Genomic DNA, 25,863 nt, shown 5'->3' with positions numbered 1-25,863 from the left:
CGATCCTCTCTACCTTATCGTGCGGATTTCCTTGGCCCTGAATTTCATTCCCGGGCGGAAGTGGACGATACCATCTAGCAGGTCCCGCCCAAGATGCCCGAAACCCCCCTGGAAGCGCCCCAGCCCCGAACCCTCCTGATCATCGAGGACGACCCTCTGTTTTCGGGCACCCTGGCCGACCTCGCCGCGGCGGGGCTGCCGGGGACGGCCGCCTCCAGCGCCGCGACCCTCGGGGAGGGCCTGCGGAGGCTCCGGGGCGGCGGCATCGACCTGGTGGTCCTGGGCGCAGGCCTGGGTGGCGGTCCGGGCCTTCCCGCCCTGGACATGATCTGGCGGGACGGCGGGGACCTCGCCATCGTCCTCGTGGCGAAGGACGGCGCCGACACGATGGCCCGCCTCGCCATCCGGAGGGGTGCCGAGGACTTCCTGGCTCCGCCGGACCTCTCACCCGGGCGCTTGGCCCACTGCCTCCTCAGCGCCTTCGAACGCAACGCGCGCAAGCGGGAATCGGAGCAGCGCCTGCGCGAGAACGAGGAGATGTTCCGGGTGATCTCCGAGAACGCCGGCGACCTGGTGGCCCTGCTGGACCAGAGTGGCCGGCGGCTCTTCCAGAACTTCGCCCATGCCCGGACCCTGGGCTTCACCATGGAGGAACTCAACGAGTTCCCCCCCATGTTCCTGTTCCATCCCGAGGACCGGGACCGGCTCCAGGCCGAGCTGGCCGAGCTTTTCCAGGGCGGGCGCGAGGACACCACCGAGTTCCGCCTGCTCCACAAGGACGGCACGTGGCGCCATTTCGAGGGCCGGGCGGCGATCGTGCGCGGCAGGACCGCCTCCGGAGACCTGGCCATCATCGTCTCCCGGGACATCACGGCACGGGTGAAGGCGGACACGGAGCTGCTGAAGGCCCACGCCATCAAGAACCTCATCCTAGAGAACTCCACCCTGGGCATCGCCTTCGTGCGCGACCGAGTCTTCGAATGGGTCAACTCCCGGCTGGCGGAGATCCTGGGGCGGCCCCTGGCCCAGCTCCTGGGCGCCCCCACCCGGATCCTCTACCCCGACGGCGCCTCCTACGACGAGATGGCCCGCTCCACCTACGACGCCATGCGGCGCGGGGAGCGCGCCGACGTCACCTGGCAGCTCCTGCGGGGCGACGGGTCCTCGTTCTGGTGCCGGATGATCGGGAGGCCCCTGAACCCCGCCATACCCCACGAAGGGTCGGTGTGGCTGATGGAGGACACCACAGAGAACCGAAAGATCGAACAGGCGCGCCTCTCCCTGGAAGTCCAGCTGCGCCACGCGCAGAAGCTGGAGGCCATCGGCCAGCTGGCGGCTGGCATCGCCCACGAGATCAACACGCCCACCCAGTACATCGGCGACAACACCAAGTTCCTCGCCGAGGCCTTCCAGGACCTGCTCAGGGTGGTGGAAGGGCTGGAGGAGGCCCTCCCGGAGCCTGCGGGTCCCCTGGCTCGGATCCTGGAGGAGGTGGACCTGCCCTACCTCAAGGAGGAGATCCCCAGGGCCATCGAACAGTCCGCGGAAGGCATCGCCCGGGTCACCCGGATCGTCAAGGCCATGAAGGACTTCTCCCACCCCGGCAGCGAGGAACCGGTGGATGTGGACCTCAACCGCTCCATCGAGAGCACCATCACCGTCTCCCGCAACGAATGGAAGTACGTGGCCAACCTCGTCCTGGAGCTGGATCCCAACCTCCCGCCGGTGCTCTGCTACCCCAACGAGATCAACCAGGCCGTCCTCAACCTCGTGGTCAACGCGGCCCACGCCATCAGCGACGCGCAGAGCGCCGATCCCGAGACCAAGGGGACCATCACCGTCTCCACCGCCCTGGACGCGGGCATGGCCGAGATCCGGGTGCGGGACACCGGCACGGGCATCCCCGAACATGTGAGGCCGAGGATCTTCGATCCCTTCTTCACCACCAAGGAGGTCGGGAGGGGCACCGGCCAGGGCCTGGCCATCGTCCACACCGTGATCGTGGAGCGCCACAAGGGCACCGTGGCCTTCGAGACGGAGACCGGGTCGGGGTCCGTGTTCATCCTGCGGGTACCCGTCACCCGGGACCGGGAAGGGGGGCGCCTTGGCTAGGCTTCGCATCCTGCTGGTGGACGACCAGCAGCTGATCCTGCTGGGCCTCGAGCGCATGCTGCGCCGCATGCGCAACCTCTGGGAGGTCGTCGTCGCGGAGTCCGGCCGCAAGGCCCGGGAGCTCCTGGAGGTCCAGCCCTTCGACGTGCTGGTCACGGACCTCAACATGCCGGGCTACAGCGGCGTGCAGCTCATGGAATGGAGCCTGGAGCACCGGCCGGAGATGGTCCGCATCGTGCTCTCGGGGCACCAGGACACCGCCATGCTCCACGGCGCGGCGCGGTACGCCCACCGCTTCCTCACCAAGCCCAGCGAGCCGGGCCTCCTGCTGGCGGCCCTCGTCCAGGTGTCCGAGGTCAAGGACCTCGGACAGGGCGAGATGGACCTGCTTCCGGTGGTGGCCGGCATGGGCCAGCTGCCGGGAAGCCCCGTGACCTCCCACCGGGTCCGCGCGTTCCTGGACGATCCCGCCGCCCAGCCTGTGGCCCTGAGGGGCCTGGTCTGCCGGGATCCCGGACTGGCCGCCAAGGCCCTGAAGCTGGTCAATTCGGCCTTCTACGGACCGCCCAGGCCCACGGTGGACCCCTGGGAGGCCGTGCAGCTCCTGGGCCGGGAGGAGCTGGCGGATCTCGTAATGGGTCCCGCGGCCCCCGAGGCTGAGGCCCGGCTCAGGCCCCTGCGCGAGGCCCACCTCCGCATCGCCCGGCTCGCCCTCGCCATCGCGCGGGCGGAGGGGGCCCCGGCGCCGGTCCAGGATCTCGCCTACGCCGGGGGCCTCCTTTCGGCCGCGGGCCCCATGATCCTGGCCCTGGCCCGGCCCGGGACGGAGGACCGGGACGAACGCCGGGTCTTCGGCGCCGAAGCCCCCGAGGTCTCCAGGCTCTACCTGACCCTCATGGGCCTTCCGGCCCCCCTGCTGGACCTCGTCGGCAACCTGCGCTCCCCGTCCAGGGCCCGGCTCGCCGATCCCCTGGCCATGGCGGCGGTGCACGTGGCGGCGGGCCTCCAGGACGGCGAGTTCCTCGCCGGAGCAGGCCTCCAGGACCGCGTCCCCGCCTGGCTCACCCTCGAACCCGCAGAAAAGGACACCCCATGAGCCCCAAGGTCCTCCTGGTCGATGACGACCCCAACATCCTGGCCGCCTACACCCGGACGCTGCGCAAGCGCTTCCAGTTCGACACCGCCCAGGGCGGCGACGAGGCCCTGGCCTGCATGCGCGATAACGACCCCTACGGGGTGATCCTCTCCGACATGCGCATGCCCGGCATGGACGGCATCCAGTTCCTCTCCCGGGCCAAGGAGCTGTCCCCGGATTCCGTGCGCATCATGCTCACCGGCAACGCCGACCAGAACACGGCCATCGAGGCCGTCAACCAGGGGAACATCTTCCGCTTCCTCACCAAGCCCTGCGACCCGGACACCCTGGCCCTCTCGCTGGAGGCCGGACTCAAGCAGTACCAGCTGGTGACCGCCGAGCGGGAGCTGGTGGAGGGCACCCTCAAGGGCAGCCTCGCCCTCCTGGTGGACCTGCTCTCGATCGCCGACCCCGTGGCCTTCGCGCGGTCCCAGCACCTGGCCCCCCTGGCCCAGAAGATCGCCAAGGTCCTGGAGCTGGAGTCCACCTGGGTGGTGACGGTCGCGTCCATGCTCAGCCAGATCGGCGCGCTCACCGTCCCCCCCTCCGTCATGGCCAAGGTGCGCTCCGGCGGCCTGATCACCACCCACGAGCGCGAGACGGTCACCCGCCTCCCGGAGATCAGCTCGGGCCTCATCCGCCACATCCCGCGCATGGAGGAGGTCGCCCAGGCCATCCTCTTCATGAACAAGAACTACAACGGCTCCGGGTTCCCCCTCATCCACGTCCGGGAGGACGAGATCCCCCTGGGCGGCCGCATCCTGAAGGTCGCCTCGGACTTCCTCGACCTGGAGGAGAAGCGGGGCAACGCCCAGTCCGCGCTGGCCGAGATGAGCCAGACCTCCCTCTTCTACGACCCGAAAATCCTCCAGGCCCTGGCCCGGACCCTGGAGATGCCCGACGAGGCGCTGGCCGAGGACAAGGACCTGCCCCACCTCGCCACCCACGACACCGTCCAGCCCGGACAGATCCTCGTGGAAGGCGTCGAGACGAGGGAGGGGATCCTGGTCTATCCCCCCCTCACCCGCGTCGGGGAGAGCCACCTGGAGCGCCTGAAGAACTTCGCCCGGCTCGTGGGACTGAAGGAGCCCTTCCTAGTCCTTGGCTGAAAGGGGCAGGCGCACCGTGAAGGTGGTGCCCTTCCCTTCCTCGGACTCGAAGCCCACCGTCCCTCCGTGCTTGGCCGCGACGGAGTGGACGATGGCCAGCCCCTGGCCGGTGCCCTTGCCCACGGCCTTGGTGGTGAAGAAGGGGAGGAACACCTGGTCCCGGATCAGCTTCGGGATGCCCGTGCCGGTGTCCTCCACCTGGAGCACCGCCCAGTCGCCTTCCTGGAACGTGCGCACCCGGATCGCGCCCTTGCCTCCCGAGCCGCCCAGGGCCGCCTCGATGGCGTGGGCCGCGTTGATGATCAGGTTCAGGATCATCTGGTTCACCTCGCCGGGGTAGCAGGTGATCTTCGGCAGGTCCGGGGCGAGGTCGGTCTCCAGGACGGCGACGTACTTCCACTCGTTGCGGGCCACGATGCAGGTGGTCTCGACGCACTGGTTGAAGTCCACCGCCACCCGCCCCGCCACGCCCGGGTGGCTGAAGATCTTCATGGCCTTGACGATGCTCGACACCCGCGTGAGGCCCTCCAGGGACTGCTGGATGGCCCGGGGGACCTCGCCCAGGAGGTAGTCCAGGTCCTCCCGCTGGATCAGCTCGCGGATGCCCGCGGCCCGGGCAGCCAGGGCCGCGTCCTTGGCCGCCGCGTCCAGGAGTCCCCCCTGCTCCCTGAGGATCTCGGCGAGGCTGTTGAAGGCCTCCTCCAGGAACCGGACGTTGTCGCTGATGTACTGGGTGGGGGTGTTGATCTCGTGGGCGATGCCCGCCGCCAGCTGGCCCACGGCCTCCAGCTTCTGGGCCTGGCGCAGCTGGACCTCCATGGAGGCCCGCTCCAGCTCGGCCTGCTTGCGGCTGGTGACGTCGCGGGAGATGAGCAGCACCGTCTCGCTGCTGGCCGAGGCCGTCTCCACCACCGCCGCCCGGCCCTCGAAGATGCTCCAGGTGCCGTTCCGGTGGAGGATGCGGTATTCGAAAAAGGGACTGAGCCCCGACTTGAAGGCGTCCCGGATGTGCTTGAGGTAGCCGGCGGCGTCCCCGGGGTGGATGAGCTCCTCCAGCCGCAGCGCCTTCCACTCGGGCTCCGAGTAGCCCAGGACCTTCGGGTGGGAATGGCTCGTGAAGACCACCTTCCCGTCGGTGTCCAGCACCGAGATGAGGTCCAGGGCGTGCTCGGTGGTCGCCTTGAACAGGGTCTCGGCCCTGCGCAGGCGCTGCATGACCACCATGCGTTCGGTGAGGTCGGTGTGGTGGAAGGCCACCATGCCCCCCGAGCGCACCGCAAGGACCCCGAACCACTGGGTGGCGTCCCCCTTGAGGGGGAATTCCAGGCGCAGGCGGGGCACCTTGCCCTTGAGCACGGCCAGGAGGCCCAGGGCCACGATGGAGAGGTTGCCGTCGGCCGACCCGGTCACCTTCTGCACCGCCGCGCCGTAGTCGTTCCCCGGGCCCAGGCCGGCCACGAAGGGGTTGGCCCCCTCGTAGGCGGTCCAGGAGCGGTTGACGACGGTGATCACCCCGGCGGGATCCACCAGGGCGGACCAGGAATCGAGGGAATCCAGCAGCGCCTCCAGCGCGCCGGGAACGGCGTTGCCAGGGGTTTCAGGAAGGCCGGGCCGGGTATCCATGAGCCATTGTCAGGCCGGACAAGGTTCCGGTCCATGCCGCTTCGCCGGATTTCAAGCATCCCCTGGCACGGGATCCGGCCAAAAAGGGAGCAACCGGATGGTTGCCCCCCTTTCCGCGGGACGGACATTTTTTAGCACAATTTGCTATATTTTTCGGGGCAAAATCCCCAAAAGCAGCCGCCGGCTCGGCGGCGGCGGTCATCCCGGCCCTACTTTCCGTCGCCGGCGGGGGCGGTCAGCTCGCGGCTGGCCTTCTTGAACTCCTGGATGCCGCGGCCCAGGGACTTGCCGAGCTCCGGCAGCTTGGAGGGCCCGAAGAAGATCAGCACCGCGACTCCGATCAGGAGGATTTCAGTGATTCCGAGGTTACCCATGATGGTCTCCGGGGTCCGGGCCCAGGGCGCGGATCTGTTGAAGGAATGGAAGGTGGGACCGCGGCCGCCCGGAGGTTTGCGGGCGGCCGCGGCGAAGGGTGCGGGTCAGGGCACCTGGAAGTTGAACGCGTGGCAGGGAAGGCAGAGGTTTTCCGAGGCCGCGTGCTCGTGGTGACAGCGGTTGCAGTCGGCCTCGGTGCCCAGGTGCCGGTTCTCGTGGGGGTTGTTCGGCTTGACGTCGGCCGTGCGGGCCGCAAGGTCCTTGGTCTCCCCATGGCAGGTGAGGCACTGCTTCTTGGGAACCACGGCCTTCTTGCCGGTCTTGCCGTGGCACTGGGCGCAGGTGATCCCCTTGTCGGCATGTTTGGACATGCGGTCCGCCTTTCCCTGGGGCGCCGCGGCGGCGGCACTGGCCGCGCCCATCAGCACCAGGAGCGCCGCGAGGGGCGCCGCAGCCCATTGTCTAGCAGTGATGCGGTTCATATCTTCTCCGATCGGATGGGTGGTTGGCGGGGGGGCCTAGAGCTTCGCGACGTGCCTTCCGGTGAGGTACCCGAAGGTGTAGCAACGGCCCAGCGACAGTCCGAAGACGGTGAGCGGATAATCCACGCCCCCGTAGAACCCGCCCCCGAGGTTGCCCACCAGGAACAGGCCCTTGATGGGCCTGCCGTCGGCGTCCAGGGCCTGGTGGTTCTCGTCCACCAGCATGCCGGAGCAGATGGCCGAGAGGCGGACACGGCGGTGGATGCCGTAGAAGGGGGCCTTGAGAACGGGGACGAGGCGGTCGGAGGGCTTGCCGAAATCGCTGTCCTTGCCCGAGGCGACCAGCTCGTTGTAGCGCTTGACGGTGGCCGCCAGCGTCGCGGGGTCCGCCTCGATCTTGCGCGCCAGGTCCTCGATCGTGTCGGCCACGTGGGTGTTCACCTGGGAGGCGAACACGCCCTTCTTGGCGCCGGGATCATCGGGCATGTAGTGCTTCAGGCCTTCGGGGGGGACCAGCTTGCCGGGCCATTTCGCGGCCTGGGTCATGTAGTCCGCGTCGAAGATCTGGGAGTAGTGGCCGGCGTTCCCCGGGTCCTTCAGGTAGTTGTTCATGAGCGACATCTCCACGGTCTCGTTCACGAACCGGCGGCCCTTGCGGTCCACGGCCAGGAAGGGCATGTCGCACATGGAGGCCGGGCCGGCGTCGAAGTCGTGGAGCATCTTGGTGTGGCCGATGGGCTCGAAGACCCCGCCCGCCCAGTAGGCCAGGACGAAACCATCGCCGTTCCTGTCCAGCTGCTTGCGCCCCAGGTGCTTCACGTCCGGGATGAAGTAGTCGGACATGGCCTTGTTGTTCTGGTAGTCGCCCGTGGCCAGGATCACGCCCTTGGTGGCGAGGAACTTGACGTACTGCCCGTCGGGGTCCTTGGCGATCACGCCCAGGATTTCGCCCGCCTTGTTCTGGACCAGCTGGACGGCCGGCATGTTGTAGAAGAACCGGACGCCCGCCTTCTCGGCGGTCTTCGCGAGGGCGCGCATGCCGTCGCCCGTGGTGTAGGGCTTGGGTCCGAAGAAGGACGTCACGTACCCCATGCCGTAGCCGTTGACCTTCAGGATTGCGCGCTGGGCGCCGCTTCCCTGGTCCACCACCGGGGACCCGCCCTGGCGGGCGCGGTCGACGACCCACTTGACCGCTTCGCCGGAGTGGTAGGCCCACTGCCGAACGAGCTTGGGATTGCAGCGGTGGTTGCTGTCGGCGATGAGCCGCGCCACCAGGGCCTCAACGCCGGCCTTCTCGCTCGTGGCCAGGTCGACGCCGGCCCCGGTATTGCCCTGGGACAGGGCGAAGGGGGCCTTCTGGATCACGGCGACCTTGGCCCCGTTCTCGGCGGCGGAGAGCGCCGCGGGAACCCCGGAGGCGCCAGCGCCGACCACAACCACGTCGAAGGTCAGGGTCCGCTTGATCTCCCGGTCGTGGATGGGCCTCGGCTTGGGGAGGAAGGACAGGGTGGCGCCGCCGTCGGCGCTCTTGCCGAAGGCCGCGTCCGGGCCCGGGTTCGGGGTCTTGGCCGCCCGGGCCCCGGCCGCCAGGGCCGGGGCGCCCGACAGCCCGAAAAGGCCGGCCGCGGCCGCACCGCCCGCAGCGCGGGCCAGGAAACTGCGCCGTGACAGGCCGCTCTCGAGCACCTGCTGCGTATAGGGATCGGGTTCCTTGTCTTCCTTGAGGTGGTCCTGACTCATGTCTCATACCTCCTGAGTGGATGGATTCATGGATGGAGCGAAGGGACGGCCCCGGAAGGCCGCCCCATCGATGCGTTGCCTACCTGGCCTTCTCCCTGGACGCGTCCAGGCCGCCGGCGGGCGCCGAGAGTTCCCGGCCGGCCTTCTTGAATTCCTGGATGCTCTTGCCCAGGGACTTCCCCAGCTCAGGGAGGCGCGAGGGCCCGAAGAGGAGCAGCAGGCCTCCCCCGATCAGAAGGATTTCCGTGATTCCAAGATTGCCCATGGGACGCTCCTCCGGGGGTTCGAACTAGAAGGTGTAGAGGATGCCGACGCCGAAGCCGGTGGTGGAGGCGCCGGGAGCCACCTTCCCCACGGGGGGGAACAGGGCGTAGCTGGCGGAGCGCTCGTTGTTCATGCCGTAGGCGGAGGCATAGAGGTCGACCGTCTTGGCGAGGCTGCGGACGTAGCCCACGCTCCACTGGGTGCCGCCCAGGCCGTTGGTGGTGGCGGGGCCGCCGCCCCGGACGGTGACGCTGCCCGCCCCGGCCTTGCCGTAGGATCCGAACACCTGGTTCATGCCCCAGCGCTGCTGGACCAGGAGGTACCAGGCATCGCGCTGGTAGTGGTCCACCTTGCCGGTCACGGTCTCGTCCGTGTCGTAGGTGAGGCGCTCGACGATGGCGGAGACCTTGGTGCCCGTGCTGAAGGCGTAGGCCGCCACCAGCTCGTGGCCCACGTCCTTGGAACCGGCGTTGGTGGCCGTCGCGCCCGCGCTGCCGCCCATCTGGGCCAGGCCGAAGTAGTTCTTGTGCTCCTCGAAGCCGTAGGTGACGTTGAAGGCGCCCTTCCTGTAGCTCAGCGAGGCCGACCACAGGTCCGGGCTCACCGAAGGGGCCGTGGCGGTGGCCGCCGACTTGCCCTCGTTCACGGAATAGGCGATCCGCCCGGAGAACCCGTTCATGTCAGGGGTCCAGTACTGGACGCTGTTGCCCTGGCGGCGGTTGAAGGCCGCGTCGGCCGCGGTGTTCACCCGGCCGCCCTGGGTGGTGGTCCCGGGCACGTTGAAGCCGGGGTTCGCCGTCAGGGCGTTGTCGAAGGGGTTCAGGCCGCGCAGGGGGCCCACGAACAGGAGGGGGGCCTTGTAGGGAGTGTCCCAGTTGCCGAAGAACACGCGGCCCCAGTTGCCCTCCAGGCCCAGGCAGCTGTTGCGGCTGGTCAGGCTGTTGGGGGCATCCCCGTCGGGGCTGACGGCGCTTTCGATCTGCCAGATGACCTTCAGGTCACCGCTGATGCGGTAGCTGCCCCTGAAGCCCAGGTTGGAGGTGCCCGAGGTGAGGCGGTTGCGCCCGGGCACGTTGCCCAGGTCGCCGGTGTAGGCCGTGGCCGCGACCTGGGTGGCGCCGCCGGTGGCGGGGGAAAGGCCGGGCGCGGTGGCCCCGCTGGTCTTGATCTGGTCCAGCAGGGGCAGGAAGGTGCCATAGATCTGGACCTCGCTGGCCTGCGCGGAAGCCTGGAAAGGCAGCGCGCAGGCGCCGGCCAAGGCGAAGAGAAGGGACTTGGATTTCAAGACAGGCCTCCGGTTAGTTGCCTATTGGCAGCAGTTGTGAGAGTGGTTGAGTTGACTACCTACGGGTCCTTAATTTCTCGGGACTAGGCAAGCGTAAATCCATTCGATCTTTTTTTCTTGGTACCCAGACGCCCAATATTGGTAGATTCCGGACTGGACCGTCCCGCATGGGGCGGTCGCGCGAAAGGGAAGACCCCTGTCAGTCCTTGCCGGGGTTGCCGTCCCGGGCCAGGCTGCGCGCCTTCCGGAAGCTGGTGGGGGTTTCGCCGGTGGCCTTGCGGAAGGTCTTCGTGAAGTTGGACTGGTCCTCCCAGCCCAGTTCCGCGGCGATCTGCTGGATGCTCAGGTCCGAGTGGACCAGAAGGCGCTTGGCCTCCAGCATGCAGCGCTCGATGACGATGAGCTGCGGCGTCTTGCCCAGCACCAGCCTGCAGGCCGCATTGAGCCGCCTGGGGGTGCAGCGCAGGCGCTGGGCGTAGAACCCCACCTCCTTCCCGGTCCGGTAGTGCCCGTCCAGTTCCTGCAGGAACGCGTGGAAGAGCTTGAACTCGCCGGTGAGGTGGGCCTGGGTCTGCGTGGCCTGCGCGTGGATGCGCGGCTGGAGGAGGTGCAGGAATGCCGACATCAGATGGCGCAGCACAGGCCGCGATTCGGCGGTCCCGGACTTCGAGATGTTCCACATGAGCCGCGCCAGGGTCCCGATCTGGCGGCTGAGGGCGTCCCCCGGCAGGGGCAGGTTGGGCGAGGCGAGGAAGTCGGAGAACACCCAGGAGGCGTCCTGGTCCAGGAACTCCTCGCCGAAGTCGATCATCCAGCCTTCGTCCTGGGCGTCGGGCATGTAGAAGTGCTTCTTCCCCTTGGCGACCAGCATCACCCAGGGTCCGAGGATCCGGGTTTCCACCCCGTCCACCAGGTGGGTGCCGGATCCCCTGAGGATGAGGATGACCTGGTGGTGGGGATGGCAGTGGGGCTCCGGCAGCCCCTTCTTCCAGTTCACGTGGCTACGCTCGTCGAGGAGCCAGACCTTGAAAACGGTTTCCATGGCCAAGAGTTTAGAGGATGGTTTCGTCAATTGGCCGATAAATATTGGGATGTCGGAAGTCCGAATTTTTCCCCCCGACGAAAAGGGGAGCCACCGGATGGTTGCTCCCCTTTTGATCTAAGTGGTCGGGGCGAGAAGATTCGAACTTCGGTTCGCTGCCGCTCACCCGCGGCACTGGCTGCGCACGGGAATCCGGCTTCGCCGGACCGGCGGTCACGCAGGGCGTGACCGCCTTTCCCTACCTGCGCGCCATTGCCGATCGGAAGTCCGAATCTTTCCCCCGACGAAAAGGGGAGCAACCGGATGGTTGCTCCCCTTTTGATCTAAGTGGTCGGGGCGAGAAGATTCGAACTTCGGTTCGCTGCCGCTCACCCCGCGGCACTGGCTGCGCACGGGAATCCGGCTTCGCCGGACCGGCGGTCACGCAGGGCGTGACCGCCTTTCCCTACCTGCGCGCCATTGCCGATCGGAAGTCCGAATCTTTCCCCCGACGAAAAGGGGAGCAACCGGATGGTTGCTCCCCTTTTGATCTAAGTGGTCGGGGCGAGAAGATTCGAACTTCCGACCTCTCGGTCCCGAACCGAGCGCTCTACCAGGCTGAGCCACGCCCCGACGAAGCATCGATCTTAACCTGAACCCGCCCTCCGGGTCCATCACCCTTTGTGCCGGGCCCTCAAAAGCTCAAGGACGGCCTTGAAGGCGTCGGGCTCCCGGCGCGCCGGCGCTGGTTTATCGGCCTCGGGCGGGTCGCAGGGGACGATCTCCATGGCGCGCATGTCGAGTTTCCACATGCGCCGCAGGCGCTCCTGGACCTGGGGCCAGACGGCCTCGACGGACTTCCGGAGGCTGGGGATGATCTGCGGCTGCCAGCAGCCCACCACCAGGGTGCCCCGGCTCACGCGCAGGAGCCGTGTGTGCTTGACCAGGGCGGGGCCCACCACCAGGAGCCAGCCGTGGCGCAGGCGGGCCTCGACGCGGGCCTGGGGATCCGCGGGGAGGCCGGAGGCGGCCCGCAGGGGGACGAGGTCCCGGGATCCGGGGCGCCTCATTCCGGAAGCCGGGGCGGAGGGATCCGGGACCGGGCCCGCAGGTCGTTGAAGAGCACGGGGGAGGCCAGCATGGGGATCATGCGGCCCCCGGCCTCGTCGTAGAGGGTCGTGACGAGGTGGTGCAGGTTCCCGGCCTCGCGGAAGAGGACGTCGTCCACGGTGCGCACCCGGCTGGCCGGGATGGCGTGGTGGTCGCAGAAGGTCGTGGCGGCCTCCACCGTGGACCTGCGGAAATGCGCCTCCAGGATCGGCAGGAGCCGCCCGCGGTCCGTGACGCGGCCCCGGTTGGAGCGCCACCCGGGCTCCCGCTCCAGGTCGATGCCGGCCCACATGGCCAGAAGTTCGAACTGGCGGTCGCTGCCGCAGCCCAGGGCGATGTTTCCGTCGCTGCACGCGAAGGTCTGGTAGGGGACGATGTGGGGGTGCCCGTTGCCCATGCGCCGGGGGGCCTCCCCGGTCATGAGGGTCTCGGCGGCCACGTTCACCAGGGAGGCCAGGGCGGCTTCCATCAGGGGCACCTCCACGTGGATCGCCTCGCCGGTGCGCTCCCGGTGGAGCATGGCGGCCTGGATCCCGTTGGCGAGGTAGAGGCCCGCGATGACGTCCACCACGGCCACGCCGGTCTTCATGGGGGCGCCGGGGGCCTCGCCGGTGATGGACATGAGGCCGCTCTCGGCCTGCAGGACGAAGTCGTAGCCGGGGCGCCTCGCCGCGGGCACGTCCGAGGCGAAGCCGCGCACCGAGGCCACGATGAGCTTGGGATACCGGTCGTGGATCTGCTCCCAGGTGAGGCCCAGGGCCTCCGCGGAATCCGGGAGGAAGTTCTCCACCAGCACGTCGGCGGTGGTCATCAGCTCGGCCAGGATGGCCTTGCAGCCCTCGTCCTCCAGGTCCATGGCCAGGCTCCGCTTGCCGCGGTTGGCGCAGCGGAAGTAGGCGCTCTCGCCCGTGCCCGCCTCGAAGGGCGGGCCCCAGCCCCGGGTGGGGTCCCCCGAGGGGGGCTCGATCTTCAGGACCTCGGCGCCGAAGTCCGCCAGCAGCTGCGTGGCGAACGGTCCCGCCAGGATGCGGGAGAAATCCAGGATCTTGTAGTGGGAGAGGAGGTGTGACACGGGGCTCAGGGGAGAGTCTTGAGGATACGCTGGATCGACTGCGCTTTCCGCCCTTCCGTGACGACCAGCACACCGTGGAGCTGGGGATCCCCCTCCGCCACCTCCCACTTGTCCCCCTTGGCCTTGAGGAAACGGCTGAGGCTGGACTCCTTCGTCATCCCGATGACGCCCGCGTAGGGGCCCGTCATGCCCACGTCGGTGACGTAGGCGGTGCCCCCGGGCAGGACCTTGGCGTCCAGGGTGGGCACGTGGGTGTGGGTGCCCAGCACCGCCGCGACCCGGCCGTCCAGGTACCAGCCCATGGCCTGGGCCTCGCTGGTGGCCTCGGCGTGCATGTCCACGATGACGATGTCGGCCCGCTCCCGGGCCAGGATGGCGTCCGCGCAGCGGAAGGGATCGTCGCACACGGGCATGTGGACCCGGCCCATGAGGTTGACGACCAGGATCTCCTGGCCTCCGGGGGTGTGCAGCTTGACGTACCCGTTGCCCGGGGTCCCGGGGGGGTAGTTGGCGGGCCTCAGGAGCCGCGATTCCACCTGGAAATAGGGGACGATGTCCTTGACGTCGAAGGCGTGGTTCCCGGTGGTGATGACGTTCACCCCCAGCTCCTCGAACCACTGGCGGGCGATGCGCTCGGTGATCCCGTGCCCGTGGGCGGCGTTCTCCCCGTTGACCACGATGAAATCCAGGGCGAGCTCGCGCTGGAGCGCGGGCAGATGCGCCTCCACCAGCCGCCGGCCGGCCTCACCCACCACATCTCCCAGGACGAGAATCCTCATCCGAAAACCTTAACAGGCGGCCCTCCCTAGGACTTTTCCAAAAATTTTCAACTTTTTCAGGCACCGGACTGTCCATGGCGGCACCAGAGAGGGAACATCCCCCTGCCGGTCCGCCCGGGCCGATCCTGCTAGGCTTAGACTTTTAAGAGTGCCGCATGCCCTTCCCCTTGAGATCCTTGATCATTTCATCCTTCCTGGCCTTCACCTGGCCCCTGGCGGCCCTCGCCGCTGAACCTCCGGCCACCATGGGGATGAACGAGATCCGCACCGGCATGAAGGGCGTGGGCCGCACCGTCTGGCAGGGCGGGAAGATCGAGACCTTCGAGTTCGAGGTCCTGGGCCTCCAGAAGAACTTCGCGCCGGGCCGGAGCCTCATCCTGGTGCGCGCCAGCGGGGGCCCCCTGGCCAACACCGGGATCCTCGCGGGCATGAGCGGCTCCCCCTGCTACATCGGCGGCAGGCTCATCGGGGCCCTCTCCATCGGCTTCGCCTTCGAGAAGGAGCCCATCGGCGGCATCACCCCCATCGGGGAGATGCTGGACGGCCTCAAGGATCTGTCGGAGGCCCCCTCCACCCGCACCCCCCTGATCCTGCCCCGGATGGAGCCGCCCAAGGTCCTCAAGTCGGCCCTCCTGGGGCACATGGTGCCCATCGGCGAGATCCTGGGCACCACCGAGGCCCCCGAGGGCGGCCAGCTGCTGCCGATCCCCGTGTTCGGGGCCTCCACCGCCCCCGAGCTGCAGTCGCTCTGGGCGGGGCTGCCGCTCCGGCCCATGGGCGCCATGGCGGCCGGGACCGGCACCGGCGAGGCCAGCCCCCTGGAGCCCGGCGGCATGGTGGCGGTGAACCTGGTGCAGGGGGACCTGGAGATGTCCGCCTCCGGCACCATCACCTACGTCTCGGGCCGGAAGGTCCTCTGCTTCGGCCACCAGCTCTTCAACCTGGGCGCGGTGGACCTGCCCCTGTGGTCGGCCTCGGTGGCCGTGTGCGTGCCCAACTACAACAGCTCGTTCAAGCTCTCCCAGTCCGTGGCCCCCGTGGGCGCCCTGCGCCTGGACCGCAGCATGGGCATCGCCGCGGTCCTGGGCGCCGAGCCCCGGATGGTCCCCATGCGCGTGGGCCTGAACCTGGGCGGCAAGCGCACCCTCAACTTCAAGTTCGAGCTCATGGACCACCCGGTGGTCACGCCCAACCTGGCCGCCATGGTGCTGGGCCAGACCATCTCCACCTACGTGCGGGGCGCCGGCTTCCAGAGCCTCTCCCTGCAGGGCAACATCAAGCTCGCCGGCCACCCGGCCATCGAGATCGAGAACATGGTGGCCGACCTCAACGCCAACCGCATGGCCATGTATCTGGGCGGCATCCTCCAGATCCTCACCATGAACCCCTGGGAGCGCCCGGTGGTCGAGGGCATCAGCCTCACCGTCAAGGCCGAGGAGCGTCTCGACCTCACGGCCATCAGCGGCGTGCGCACCCTGAAGGCCCGGGTGAAGCGGGGCCAGACCCTGCCGGTGTACGTGGTGCTGCAGAACATCCAGGGCACCAAGGAGACCACCACCATGAACCTCTTCGTGCCGCCCTCGGCCCGGCCCGGCAAGGCCACCCTGCTGGTGGGCGACGGGTTCAGCCTCATCAACGCGGACCCCGACGAGAGGGCCATCGACATCGCGGGCCTGGGCGACCTGGTGCGCATGCTCAACGGCGGCATGCGGAACAACCACGCCTATGCGCTCCTGGTGCAGACCCAGCCCGGCGCCGGGTTGCGGGGCGCGCGCATCGAGGGCGTGCCCCCGACCATCACCGCCATGCTGGGGGCCGACGGCGACCTGAACGCCAACCGCCTCCAGCGCCAGATCATCAGCCGCGGCGTCCTGCCCCTCGAGTCCGAGGTGCGGGGCCTCATCAGCATGGAACTTGAAGTCGAATAGGCGCACGTGGAGACCATGATGAAGAACCTCACCACCGTACTGGGCTCGATCCTCCTCGCCTCGGCGGGCATCGCCTCGGCCCAGCAACCCTCGGCCACGTTCGCCTCGTTCAACGACTGGCTCACCTCCGACGCCAAGGGCGTGCGAATCGGCGCGGACGGCAAGCTCCGGCTCGCCCCCGGCCTCCGCCGCGTGGGCACGCTCCCCGAGGGCATCGTGTGGGCGGCGGTGTCCGACGGGGCCGCGGGCGCCTACCTCAGCGCGGGCAACGAGGGCAAGCTCTTCCACTACACCGCCGGCCAGGTGAAGCCCCTGGCCCAGGTGAAGGGCGGCATCGTCTTCGCCATGGCCCGCCTGGGCCAGGACCTCATCGTCGCGCCCAGCGGCGAGGCCAAGCTCTTCCGGGTGACGCCGGGCGGCGAGGTGAAGCCCTTCGCGGACATCGAGGCGCGCCTCGTGTGGGCCATGGCCGTGGACGGCACCGAGCTGGTGCTGGCCGGGGGCGGCGAGAAGGGCGCGGCCCTGGTGCTGGCGCGCGAGGGCCACAGCCGCAAATTGGCCGAGCTCCCCGAGGAGACGGCCTTCACCGCCCTGGCGCCGGACGGCAAGGGCGGCTACTACCTGGGCTCCCACGGCCGGGGCCTGGTGCTCCACTACACCGGGGTCCGCACCGGGGACCGCATGGAGACCCTCATGGCCACGGGCTTCGAGGAAGTGCGCGCCCTGGTGGTGAACGAAGGCGAGGTGTTTGCCGGGGCCACCAACGGGATCTCCAGCAAGTTCGCCGCCGGCAGCCTCGAGCGCCGGGAGGGCTACCTGGCCGAGACCGGCACCACGACCAGGTCGGCCGTCATCCGCCTGGACAAGGACCGGGTGCCCCAGACCCTCTGGCAGAGCGCCCAGAACCAGATCTTCGCCCTGACCGCCTGGAACGGCCAGCTCCTGGTGGGCACCGGCAACCGCTCCCGGCTCTTCGCGCTGCCGCTTTCCGGGCGGGCCCGGGGCGAGTCCCCCTTCAGCGTCCTCCAGGACCTGGGCGCCGCCCAGGCCACGGCCTTCCTGCGCGCCGGGTCCGACCTGATGGTGGTGGCCTCCAACCCCGCCGAACTGCACATCCTCAACGAGAGCCAGGCCACGGAGGGCACCATCGAGAGCAAGGTGCTCAAGGCCTCGCCCCTGGCCGACTGGGGCCGGGCCTACGTGGAGGCCGAGACGCCCCAGGGCACCACCGTGGACTTCCAGTTCCGCACCGGGTCCACCGAGACCCCCGACGGCACCTGGTCCCCCTGGACCCCGCCGCTACTCAGCGGCGAGCGCCCCCACCTGGCGCCGGCCCGCTTCGCCCAGTTCCGCCTCAAGCTCGCCAGCTCCCGGGGCGGCGCCACGCCCACCGTGGAGGGCGTGCGCATGCATTGGGCCAACCGGAACCTGGCGCCCATGTGGGAGTCCGCGGAGATCATGCCCCCGGGCCTGGTCATCACGCGCACCGCGCCCCCCGACGACATCGGCATCGAGCGGGTGCCCCTGGAGACCCAGAAGCTCATCCCCGCCCTGGGCTACGCCGGAAGCGAGAAGCGCAGCTTCCGCCGGGGCGCCCAGGCCTTCGTCTTCCACGTCTCCGACCCCAACGGCGACCAGCTGGAGTTCGGCCTCCGCCTCCTGCCCGAGACCGGCGCCCCCATCGAGCTGGAGCGGGCCTGGAAGGAGCGGTTCTTCACGTTCGACACCCTCGGGGTCCCGGACGGCAGGTACCGCCTGGAGATCACCGCCTCGGACGCCCCCAGCCAGCCCCTCAATTCGGCCCTGGCGTCCGTCCTGCGCACCGCGCCCTTCCTCATCGACCACACGCCGCCCGTGATCAGCGACCTCACCGCCACGCCCGAGGGCGAGGGCGTGCGGGTGCGCTTCAGCGCGAAGGACCAGACCTCCGTGCTCAAGGACGCCGCCATCTCCGCCGACGGCGACGGCTGGGTCCAGGTGGCCCCCGAGACCCGGGTCTTCGACACCAAGGAGGCCACCTTCGACGTGCTGGTGCCCCGCGCCCGCATCAAGGGCAGCCGCGTGATGGTGAAGGTGGCCGATCTGTCCAACAACGAGCAGACGGCCAGCGTGGCGATCGGGGAAGTCCGGAAGAAGTAGCGGCTGGACAGGGTCAAGCCCCTTACAGGAGAAGCGCTTCCTTGAAAGGGAATACGAATCAGGCCAGTTCCACCACCGCCAGCACGCCCCGGCCCAGGACCTCCGCCCCGCCCTGCAGCTCCAGCAGGTCCCAGGGCCCCAGCGCCTGCCCCGCGATCTCGACCGCGCCCTCCAGGCACACCACCACCAGCACCGGCGCCACGGGCAGCGCCGCGGGCGCCGTGACGACGCCGAGCCGGTGCCGGGCCCGGCCCCTCGCGGACATGACGTTGAAGTCGCGGCAGGGCCCGTCCAGGAGGCGGCCCGTGGTGGCCCAGTCCCCGGAGAAGGTCACCGGCCGCAGGGGTCCCTCCAGCTTCTGGAGGCCGTGCCCGCCGTGGTCCAGCTCCAGGCTGCCCGACAGCAGCATCAGGCTCCGGTCCACCCCGGGGAAGGCGGAGAAGGGCCCGGACGCGGGCACGTCGGCCATGCTGATGCGCCACAGGAAGCCCTCCGCCAGCGTGGCGCCCGGGGGATGGATGAGGAGCTCCGTGGTGGAGCCCCCTCCGTCCTTCCAGGGCATCACGCGGTAGTCGGCGGGGCCCAGCCTGCGCATCACCGGATGGTGAGGTCGTACGGCATGCGGGCGTAGATGCCGCGGGGGTCGCTGAAGGCCTCCAGGCCGCTGATGACGTGCTGGACCTGCCCCTGGAGCGTGTCGGCCGAGCTGCGCGTGAACTGGCGCTTGCCGCCGCTCAGGGCCTTGAGGAGCTTCTCCACGGCGGTCCTGGGCTCGGAGGGACCCTCCAGCCGGTAGTCGGACTCGATCTTCGCCTTCTTCGCGGCGTAGGACACGGCGTCCTGCAGGCTCCCGATCTCGTCCACGAGGCCGATCCGGATCGCGGAGGACCCGGACCACACGCGGCCCTGGGCGATCTCCTGCACCTGGTCGCGGGTGAGCTTGCGGCTCTCGGCGACCTTGGTGACGAACAGGTCGTAGATCCAGTCCACCATGACCTGGGCCCGCGCCAGCTCGGCGTCGCTCTTGGGACGCGAGATGGTGAGGGAGTTGGCCAGCTTCGCGGTCTGGACGCCGTCCCAGGTGATGCCGTGCTCGTTGGCCAGGGACTTCACGTTGGGCAGCAGGCCGAAGACGCCGATGGAGCCGGTGATGGTGGTGGGCTCGGCGAAGATGCGGTCCGCATAGGTGGAGATCCAGTAGCCGCCCGAAGCCGCCAGGTGGCCCATGGACACGATGACGGGCTTGTCCTTGCGGGCCAGCACCAGCTCGCGCTGGATGAGCTCGGAGGCCGGGGCGCTGCCGCCCGGGCTGTTCACGCGCAGGACGATGGCCTTGACGCGCTTGTCCAGGCGCAGGCGCCGGAGCTCGTTGCTCAGCGATTCCCCGCCGATGCTGCCGGTGGTGCCGAAGCCGTCCACGATGGAGCCTTCCGCGAACACCAGGGCGATGCGGTTCGAGCCGGTGGCCTCGGGGAGGGTCTTGGCGTAGGTGGCCATGTCGATCTGTGGGAAATCACGGTCGCTGGCCTTCTTGCCCGCGACCTCCTTGAGCTCGTCCAGCACCTGGTCGTTGGCCAGGAGCTTGTCCACCAGGCCCGCCTTGAGGGCCTCGGGGGAGGTGAGGGTGCCCTGCTCGTCGGCGATGGCCTGGAGCTGGTCGGGGGTGAGCTTGCGGTCCGCGGCCACGGCCGACTTCCACTCGGTCCACAGGTCGCCCATGAGGACCTGCAGCTCCTCCCGGGCGGGATCGCTGAGCTTCTCCAGGACGTAGGGCTCGACGGCGCTCTTGTACTTGCCCACCCGGGTGACCTGCACGTCCACGCCGTACTTCTTGAAGGCCTTGCCGTAGAAGGTGATCTCCGAGGCATAGCCCGTGGCGTCCAGCACCCCCAGCGGGTTCATGTAGACCTTGCCCACGCCGGCGCAGAGGTACAGTTCCCGCTTGGTCCAATACTGGTTGTAGGCGATCACGGGCTTGCCGGAGACCTTCCTGAATCGCAGGATGGCCTCCCTCAGTTCCTTGAGGGCGGCGGGGCCGGAACCGACGCCCTCGGGACGCACGATGCCGGTGATGTAGAGGGCGCTGAGGCCGGCGTCATGGGACGCACGGTCGAGGGCCTGGACGAGCACATGGAGGGGGATGCCCTCCGCCTGGCCGCCACCCGCGGCCTTCTGCAGGAGCTCCGCAGGTCCCGGTTCGGGGTAGGAATCCGTGAAGTTGGTGTTCAGGTCCAGGATGAGCACGGCCTTGGCGGGGACAACGGGCTTGGTGGGCCCCATGGACGCGGCGATGATCACCAGGAGCACCAGCCCGCCCCCCACGAAGAGGGACAAGGCCACCAGCGACGCCAACAGCGACTTGAAAAAGTCTTTCATGAATCTACCCCCGGTCCGTTTCCACCATGGTAATGCCCCCACACGCCCGTTTGATACCTCTTTGGCAATGGTGACAAAACAGGTAAACTATCGGAGAACGAGGAGACCCCGTGGCAAACTACCCCGAGTACATGGTCGCTCCCATGAGGGAGGAACTGAGTCAGGCCGGCTTCCAGCACCTCATGACCCCCGCCGAGGTGGACGAGGCCCTCCAGCGCCCCGGCACCACCCTGCTCATCGTGAATTCCGTATGCGGCTGCGCCGCGGCCGGGGCCCGCCCGGGCGTCGTCAAGGCCCTGCGCGAGAAGGGGCTCCGGTTCGACCATCTGGTCACCGTGTTCGCCGGCATGGAGACCGAGGCCACCCAGCGGGCCCGCGAGTATTTCGAGGGCGCCCCGCCCAGCTCCCCCCAGGCCGCGATCCTCCGGGACGGGCGGCTGGTCCACCTCATGGGCCGCATGTCCTTCCTGGACCGCACGCCGGACATGATCGCCGAGGAGCTCTGCGCGTCCATTTCGTGACCGCTGACCGTTCGCCCGTGCTTACCATGGTTCCATGCGCATGTGGCGACTCCTGGCCCTGATCCCCTTCTGCCTCCACGGGCAGGAGCTTCCGCCCCCGTCCACCCTGGCGGCCCCCATCCGGGTGGACCTGGCCCCCATGTTCGCCGCCGCGGAGCGGACGACCCCCGTGACGCCGCAGGGGGTGGAGACCTGGACCAACCTGCCCGGGGTCGCCCAGGGGAGCCCCGCCTACCGGTTCAACCTCTACCGGGAGCCGCTGTACTTCGTCCTGAAGGGCAACCGGGTCTTCATGCACACGACGGTGAACTACTGGTTCGAGGTGGGTCTGCGCATGGGCACCTACGTCAGGGGCATGGGTTCCTGCGGGCTGCCGCCGGAGACCTTCCGCAAGGCCCGGCTGGGCATCCAGGCCGAGGTGGCCCTCACACCGGACTGGGGCCTCGACCTCAAGCTCACGCCCGAGGAACCCCTGCGCATCGACGGCTGCCAGATAACGTACCTGGGCTACGACATCACCGACAAGGTGCTGGCGGGCATGAAGGAGAACCTCGCCAAGGCCACCCAGGCCCTCCAGGGGCAGCTCCAGGAGGCCACCCGGCTCCGGCCCCGGGCCGAGGCGGCGTGGCTCCAGGCCCAGCAGCCCGTGGAGCTCGCCCCGGGGGTGTTCCTCATGCTCAACCCCGAGCGCGTGCGCCTCAGCCCCTGGTCCAGCCTGGGCAAGGTGCTCACCCTCACGCCCGAGATCCAGATCCGGCCGACGGTGTGCCTGGGGGAGCGCCCCCAGCGCGTCCCCCGGCCCCTGCCCCCCCTGGACCTCTCGCCCCAGCCCATCGCGCCGGGCTTCAGCCTCCAGATCGACGCGGACCTGAGCTTCGAGCACGCCTCGCGCCAGCTCACCCAGCAGCTCGGCGCCCAGCCCCTGGAGACCGACAAGGGCCGGTTCGAGGTCACCCGCGCCGCCGTGCGCGGCAAGGACGGCTGGGCCTACCTGGACCTGGACATCAAGGGGAAGATCACGGGACGGCTGACCCTCAAGGGCCGCCCCGTCTTCAACGAGATCCTGGGCACCCTCCACCTGGAGGACCTGGATTACACGCTCGAGACGAAGAGCTGGATCACCAGCTTCGGGGAATGGATCTACCGCGGCACCCTGCGCAAGACCCTCGCCGAGAAGTGCAGCTTCTTCCTGGACAAGAGCCTCAAGGACCTGAAGGAGCGCACGCAGCAGGGCCTCAACCGCCCCCTCACGCCCCAGGTGGCCCTCACCGGCGTGGTGGACGCATTCCGGGTGGGCAGGGTGGAGGTGCTGGAGGACCGCTTCAAGGTGGTGGCCCGCATGGAAGGCATGGTGCAGATCGGGGTCACTCCCGATGCGCGCTGAGGAGGCCAGGGAACTCGCCCTGCGGGTCCTGGCGCGGATCCGGGCGCTGGCGGTCCCTGCGGGCTCCCGGCTCTGGAACCGGATCCGGGGGTTCCTGGACGAAGTGGGCCAGGGGCTCGCCGCCCACCGGTTCCGCAGCACGGTGGCCCTCCTGATCCTCGCGACGGCACTGCTGGCCGGAGCCCGTGCCCTGCCGGTGGTCTACGGGCACTATGCCCTGCGCCATGCCGCGGGGATCGCGGCCCGGCAGTCCCGCATCAAGGGCGAGGAGGGCGCGCGGGCATCGCTGCGCCGCCGCGCCTTCGACCTGGGCCTCACGGAGGCGGCCCTGGATGCCGACAGCTTCAAGCTGGAAACCGGCCTCACCGAGGAGGGGCCCGTGTGCACCGTCTCGTACGATTTCACCCACCAGGTGGATGTCTACGGCGTCTTCACGCTGCCCGTGCGCTTCCGGGGCAAGGTCACCGGCATCCAGGTGGATCCCCTCCCCAACCCCCTGGCCGTGGACGGGGACGAGAAGGAGCCGCGTCGATGAGTTTGATTTATAAATTATGTGACTAGCCTGGGGCGTTCCAGCGGACCGGCAGGAGACGCCCATTCCCCGAAACCTTCCCATTCTCCCGCGGCGCCTTCGCCAAGGGGCTGGTCCGGTCCGCGGCGGCGGGGGGGTCCTAATCAACGGCGACTGGGAGGTTATCAGCCGCTTCGTGAAGTTCGTGAACGACGGCCGGGCCGAGGATCCTGTCCTGAAAACCTAGAAGTCCAGCACCTTGCGCATCCCGGCCAGCACCTTCTCGGTGTTGGGCAGGATGGCCCGCTCCAGGATGCGGTTGAAGCCCACGGGGGTGAAGGCGGATCCCACGCGGCCCACGGGCGCGTCCAGCCACGGGAAGCACGTCTCGGAGACCTGCGCGGCCACCTCGCCGCCGAATCCGCCGAAGACCTTGTCCTCGTGCACCACGATGGCGCGGTGGGTCTTCCTGACGCTGGCGAAGATGGTCTCGGTGTCCAGGGGGCTGAGGCTGCGAAGGTCGATCACCTCCACGCTGCGGCCCTCGGCCTCCAGCTTGTGCGCGGCCTCCAGGGCGAAGTGCACGGGGGTGCCGTAGGCGAGCACCGTGAGGTCCGTGCCTTCCCTGCGCACCCGCGCCTTGCCGAAGGGCACGGCGAAGTCGGCGGGGATGTGGGCCTTGCTCTGGGCGGCGTTGTAGAGGAACTTGGGCTCCAGGAACAGGCTCACGCCCCGGCTCCGGATGCAGGTGCGCAGCAGGCCCGCGGCGTCGTCGGCGAAGGCCGGCACCACCACGCGGATGCCCGGGATGGTGGTGAGGAAGCCCTCGATGTTCTGGCTGTGGTAGAGGCCGCCGCCGATGTAGCCGCCCGAGGCCAGGCGGATGGTGATGTTGGGCACCTGCTTGCCCATGCTGCGCCAGGACTCGTGGGAGATCTCGATGAGCTGCTCGGTGGCGGGCCAGAAGTAGTCGGCGAACTCGGCGCCCTCCACGACCACGCGGATCTTGTCGTCCAGCCGGGAGAAGCCGTTGGCGGTGCCGGTGATGAAGTCCTCGGCGATGGGCCCGTTGAAGACGCGCTTGCGTCCGAACTCCTGCTGCATCCCCTTGGTGATGTTGAAGATGCCGCCCTTCTCCTTGTTGGCCACGTCCTGGCCCCAGATGTAGGTGTCGGGGTTGGCCCGGAACTCCTCCTTCAGGGTCTGGTTGATGGCGTGGAGCATGGTCTCCTTGGCGCCGTCCTCGTCGTGGGTCCCGTCCGGGAACAGCGGCGTCACCCAGGGCTCGGGCACCAGGTGCTCGAAGATGGCCGCGGGATCGGGATCCTTGGAGGTGATGGCGGTGTCGGAAGCCGCGTTGTAGATCTCCATGTTGGCCTTCTCGATCCCGGCCAGGTCCTCCTCGGCCACGCCGTGCTCGAGGCAGTAGCGCCGGAAGCGCGGGAGCGGGTCCTGGGCCCTGGCGGCGGCCAGCTCCTCCGGGGACCGGTAGAGCTCGTGCTTGTCGCTGTTGGAGTGGCTGCCGATGCGCACGCAGTCGGCCTGGATGATGGCCGCGCCCGCGCCGGACTTGGCGTAGGCCACGGCTTCGTCCATGGCGCGCATGGAGTCGATGGGGTCCTTGCCGTCGCACTTGAGGATCAGCAGGTTGGGGAAGCCGCTGAAGTTGTCGCACACGAACTCGTTGGCGGTCTGGTCGGACTTGGGCACGGAGATGCCGTAGCCGTTGTCCTGGAACACGAAGACCACCGGCAGCTTCTCGAGGCTGGCACCGTTGATGGCCTCGTACACGTAGCCCTCGGAGACGCTGGACTCGCCCTGGCTGCTGAACACCACGGCGTCCCGGCCGTAGGTCTTGACGGCCCTGGCCAGGCCCACGGCGTGCTGGGTGTGGTTGCCGGTGCAGCTGGAGACGTTCTGGATGTGGATCTCGGGCTTGCCGAAGTGGTTGGACATGTGGCGCCCGCCGCTGGCGGGGTCCCCGGCCTTGGAGATGCCGTTGAGGATGATCTCCAGGGGCGTCAGGCCCCCGGCGAGGCAGGTGAGCAGGTCGCGGTAGTAGGGGAACAGGTAGTCCTGCCCGGCCCGGAACGTGAGGCCCAGGGCAAGCTGGATGCCGTCGTGGCCCGCGCAGGGGGCGTGGTAGGACCAGCCGATGGCCTGCTTCAGGTAGTTGGGCGCCTTGTCGTCCAGGACCCGCCCCATGTGCATGGTGCGGTACCACCCCTTCAGGGTCTGGGCGTCCGGGCCCTCTGCCACCTGGGCCCCGGGGCCCGCATTGTTCGCCTTCGTCTCGATCATCGCCGGTCCTCGTTCAGACTACACTCGGTCCATCGGCCGCTGACGGCCGTTCAATAACTAATGACCCGGATCTGGGGGTCCACTTCGTCCTGCAGGAGGCCCTCGATGAAGCGCAGGGTCCCCCCGCCGGAGCTGGGGCAGGAGCCGCAGGCTCCGTGGTAGCTGATCTGCAGGGTGTTCTCCTCGAACGAGAGCACTTCCACCCCGCCGCCGTCGCCGGCGAGGCCGGGCCGGATGCGCTCGTCCAGGATCTTGTTGATGCGCGCCAGCTTCTCGTCGTCGGCCAGCGAACTGCCCGGGGCCGGCGCGTTGCCGTCCACGGCCTCCATCTCCAGGTCCTCGATGGCCTCGCAGATGGGGTCGATGAGGCCGCTCCATTCGTCGTCCGGGGCCTTGTTCACGGTGACGAAGCGGTCCATGTAGAAGACCGAGGTGATGCGGCCCAGGGCGAAGAGGCTGGAGGCGAGGGGATCCCCCACCGCGGCCCCGAAATCCCGGAAGGAGCGCGTCCCCGACCGGAGAATGGGCCGCTGCACGATGAACTTGAGCGCATCGGGATTGGGAGTGGGTTCGATGTTGACGACCTTGGGCATACG

22 protein-coding genes and 1 tRNA gene are annotated in these 25,863 nt (G+C 68.9%); 8 read left to right on the top strand and 15 right to left on the bottom strand.

The annotated features are described in order from the left end of the window. Nucleotides 1-93 precede the first annotated feature (93 nt). The 3 genes from RAH40_RS20915 to RAH40_RS20905 are packed head-to-tail and all read left to right on the top strand — an operon-like array spanning nt 94 to nt 4,356. A complete protein-coding gene (locus RAH40_RS20915; RefSeq protein ID WP_306599573.1) occupies nt 94-2,112 on the top strand; it encodes a PAS domain S-box protein in 2,019 nt (672 codons plus the stop codon). Continuing rightward, nucleotides 2,105-3,208, top strand: a complete 1,104-nt coding sequence (locus RAH40_RS20910; protein WP_306599572.1) for a response regulator — start codon at nt 2,105-2,107, stop codon at nt 3,206-3,208. The genes RAH40_RS20915 and RAH40_RS20910 overlap by 8 nt, the downstream gene beginning before the upstream one ends. Beyond that, nucleotides 3,205-4,356 carry an HD domain-containing phosphohydrolase gene (locus RAH40_RS20905; RefSeq protein WP_306599571.1) on the top strand — a complete coding sequence of 384 codons (1,152 nt, stop codon included), beginning with the start codon at nt 3,205-3,207 and terminating at the stop codon, nt 4,354-4,356. Before RAH40_RS20910 ends, RAH40_RS20905 begins: the two co-directional genes overlap by 4 nt. On the opposite strand, the gene RAH40_RS20900 is transcribed toward RAH40_RS20905, so the two are convergent. The 11 genes from RAH40_RS20900 to RAH40_RS20850 form a co-directional block, all read right to left on the bottom strand. Continuing rightward, nucleotides 4,342-5,979 (bottom strand): ATP-binding protein, encoded by a 1,638-nt coding sequence (locus RAH40_RS20900; protein WP_306599570.1) that lies wholly within the window; start codon nt 5,977-5,979, stop codon nt 4,342-4,344. The two genes, RAH40_RS20905 and RAH40_RS20900, sit on opposite strands and share 15 nt — an antisense overlap. A gap of 209 nt (nt 5,980-6,188) precedes the next feature. After that, the gene (gene tatA / locus RAH40_RS20895) at nt 6,189-6,353 is read right to left on the bottom strand and encodes a twin-arginine translocase TatA/TatE family subunit (RefSeq protein WP_306599569.1); all 165 of its coding nucleotides are present in this window, start codon (nt 6,351-6,353) and stop codon (nt 6,189-6,191) included. A gap of 105 nt (nt 6,354-6,458) precedes the next feature. Beyond that, nucleotides 6,459-6,836, bottom strand: a complete 378-nt coding sequence (locus tag RAH40_RS20890; protein ID WP_306599568.1) for a cytochrome c3 family protein — start codon at nt 6,834-6,836, stop codon at nt 6,459-6,461. Nucleotides 6,837-6,872: 36 nt separating this feature from the next. Next, entirely contained in the window at nt 6,873-8,576 is a 1,704-nt protein-coding gene (locus RAH40_RS20885) for an FAD-dependent oxidoreductase (RefSeq protein ID WP_306599567.1), read from the bottom strand. Nucleotides 8,577-8,655: 79 nt separating this feature from the next. Continuing rightward, nucleotides 8,656-8,841 (bottom strand): twin-arginine translocase TatA/TatE family subunit, encoded by a 186-nt coding sequence (gene tatA, locus RAH40_RS20880; protein ID WP_306599566.1) that lies wholly within the window; start codon nt 8,839-8,841, stop codon nt 8,656-8,658. 24 nt (nt 8,842-8,865) lie between these two features. Then, the gene (locus tag RAH40_RS20875) at nt 8,866-10,125 is read right to left on the bottom strand and encodes a porin (RefSeq protein WP_306599565.1); all 1,260 of its coding nucleotides are present in this window, start codon (nt 10,123-10,125) and stop codon (nt 8,866-8,868) included. Between the two features lie 199 nt (nt 10,126-10,324). Continuing rightward, nucleotides 10,325-11,167 carry a helix-turn-helix transcriptional regulator gene (locus RAH40_RS20870; RefSeq protein WP_306599564.1) on the bottom strand — a complete coding sequence of 281 codons (843 nt, stop codon included), beginning with the start codon at nt 11,165-11,167 and terminating at the stop codon, nt 10,325-10,327. A gap of 535 nt (nt 11,168-11,702) precedes the next feature. Further along, nucleotides 11,703-11,779, bottom strand: a tRNA-Pro gene (locus RAH40_RS20865). Nucleotides 11,780-11,820: 41 nt separating this feature from the next. Continuing rightward, nucleotides 11,821-12,216 carry a DciA family protein gene (locus RAH40_RS20860; protein WP_306599563.1) on the bottom strand — a complete coding sequence of 132 codons (396 nt, stop codon included), beginning with the start codon at nt 12,214-12,216 and terminating at the stop codon, nt 11,821-11,823. Next, a complete protein-coding gene (locus tag RAH40_RS20855; RefSeq protein WP_306599562.1) occupies nt 12,213-13,328 on the bottom strand; it encodes a CaiB/BaiF CoA-transferase family protein in 1,116 nt (371 codons plus the stop codon). The genes RAH40_RS20860 and RAH40_RS20855 overlap by 4 nt, the downstream gene beginning before the upstream one ends. Before the next feature lie 5 nt (nt 13,329-13,333). Beyond that, nucleotides 13,334-14,107, bottom strand: coding sequence for a TIGR00282 family metallophosphoesterase (locus tag RAH40_RS20850; RefSeq protein ID WP_306599561.1), 774 nt, complete (start codon nt 14,105-14,107; stop codon nt 13,334-13,336). Nucleotides 14,108-14,283: 176 nt separating this feature from the next. Here RAH40_RS20850 and RAH40_RS20845 point away from each other — a divergent pair, with 176 nt between their 5' ends. Next, on the top strand, nt 14,284-16,035 hold the full coding sequence (locus tag RAH40_RS20845; RefSeq protein ID WP_306599560.1) for a hypothetical protein: 1,752 nt from the start codon (nt 14,284-14,286) through the stop codon (nt 16,033-16,035). Between the two features lie 18 nt (nt 16,036-16,053). Next, a complete protein-coding gene (locus RAH40_RS20840) occupies nt 16,054-18,174 on the top strand; it encodes a hypothetical protein (RefSeq protein ID WP_306599559.1) in 2,121 nt (706 codons plus the stop codon). Between the two features lie 58 nt (nt 18,175-18,232). On the opposite strand, the gene RAH40_RS20835 is transcribed toward RAH40_RS20840, so the two are convergent. Both RAH40_RS20835 and sppA read right to left on the bottom strand, forming a co-directional pair. Further along, the gene (locus RAH40_RS20835; protein WP_306599558.1) at nt 18,233-18,769 is read right to left on the bottom strand and encodes a HutD family protein; all 537 of its coding nucleotides are present in this window, start codon (nt 18,767-18,769) and stop codon (nt 18,233-18,235) included. Further along, a complete protein-coding gene (sppA, locus tag RAH40_RS20830) occupies nt 18,769-20,550 on the bottom strand; it encodes a signal peptide peptidase SppA (protein ID WP_306599557.1) in 1,782 nt (593 codons plus the stop codon). The genes RAH40_RS20835 and sppA overlap by 1 nt, the downstream gene beginning before the upstream one ends. Before the next feature lie 131 nt (nt 20,551-20,681). On the opposite strand from sppA, the gene RAH40_RS20825 reads away from it, so the two are divergent. Genes RAH40_RS20825 through RAH40_RS20815 form a run of 3 tightly spaced genes read left to right on the top strand, consistent with a single transcriptional unit; the run spans nt 20,682 to nt 22,990 of the window. After that, nucleotides 20,682-21,071, top strand: coding sequence for a BrxA/BrxB family bacilliredoxin (locus tag RAH40_RS20825; RefSeq protein ID WP_373432587.1), 390 nt, complete (start codon nt 20,682-20,684; stop codon nt 21,069-21,071). A gap of 34 nt (nt 21,072-21,105) precedes the next feature. Continuing rightward, nucleotides 21,106-22,455: a DUF4403 family protein gene (locus RAH40_RS20820; protein ID WP_306599555.1), complete on the top strand. Its 1,350-nt coding sequence runs from the start codon at nt 21,106-21,108 to the stop codon at nt 22,453-22,455. After that, nucleotides 22,445-22,990 carry a hypothetical protein gene (locus RAH40_RS20815; protein ID WP_306599554.1) on the top strand — a complete coding sequence of 182 codons (546 nt, stop codon included), beginning with the start codon at nt 22,445-22,447 and terminating at the stop codon, nt 22,988-22,990. Before RAH40_RS20820 ends, RAH40_RS20815 begins: the two co-directional genes overlap by 11 nt. 219 nt (nt 22,991-23,209) lie before the next feature. Here the strand turns inward: RAH40_RS20815 and RAH40_RS20810 are convergent, their stop codons facing one another. Beyond that, nucleotides 23,210-25,267: a thiamine pyrophosphate-dependent enzyme gene (locus RAH40_RS20810; RefSeq protein WP_306599553.1), complete on the bottom strand. Its 2,058-nt coding sequence runs from the start codon at nt 25,265-25,267 to the stop codon at nt 23,210-23,212. A gap of 50 nt (nt 25,268-25,317) precedes the next feature. Next, the gene (locus RAH40_RS20805; protein ID WP_306599552.1) at nt 25,318-25,860 is read right to left on the bottom strand and encodes a NifU family protein; all 543 of its coding nucleotides are present in this window, start codon (nt 25,858-25,860) and stop codon (nt 25,318-25,320) included. Between the last annotated feature and the right edge of the window lie 3 nt (nt 25,861-25,863).

Source organism: Geothrix sp. 21YS21S-2 (assembly GCF_030846775.1).
Classification (GTDB): Bacteria; Acidobacteriota; Holophagae; order Holophagales; family Holophagaceae; genus Mesoterricola.
Note: the sequence above shows the minus strand (reverse complement) of the source record. Positions and strands in the feature narration are given on the sequence as shown.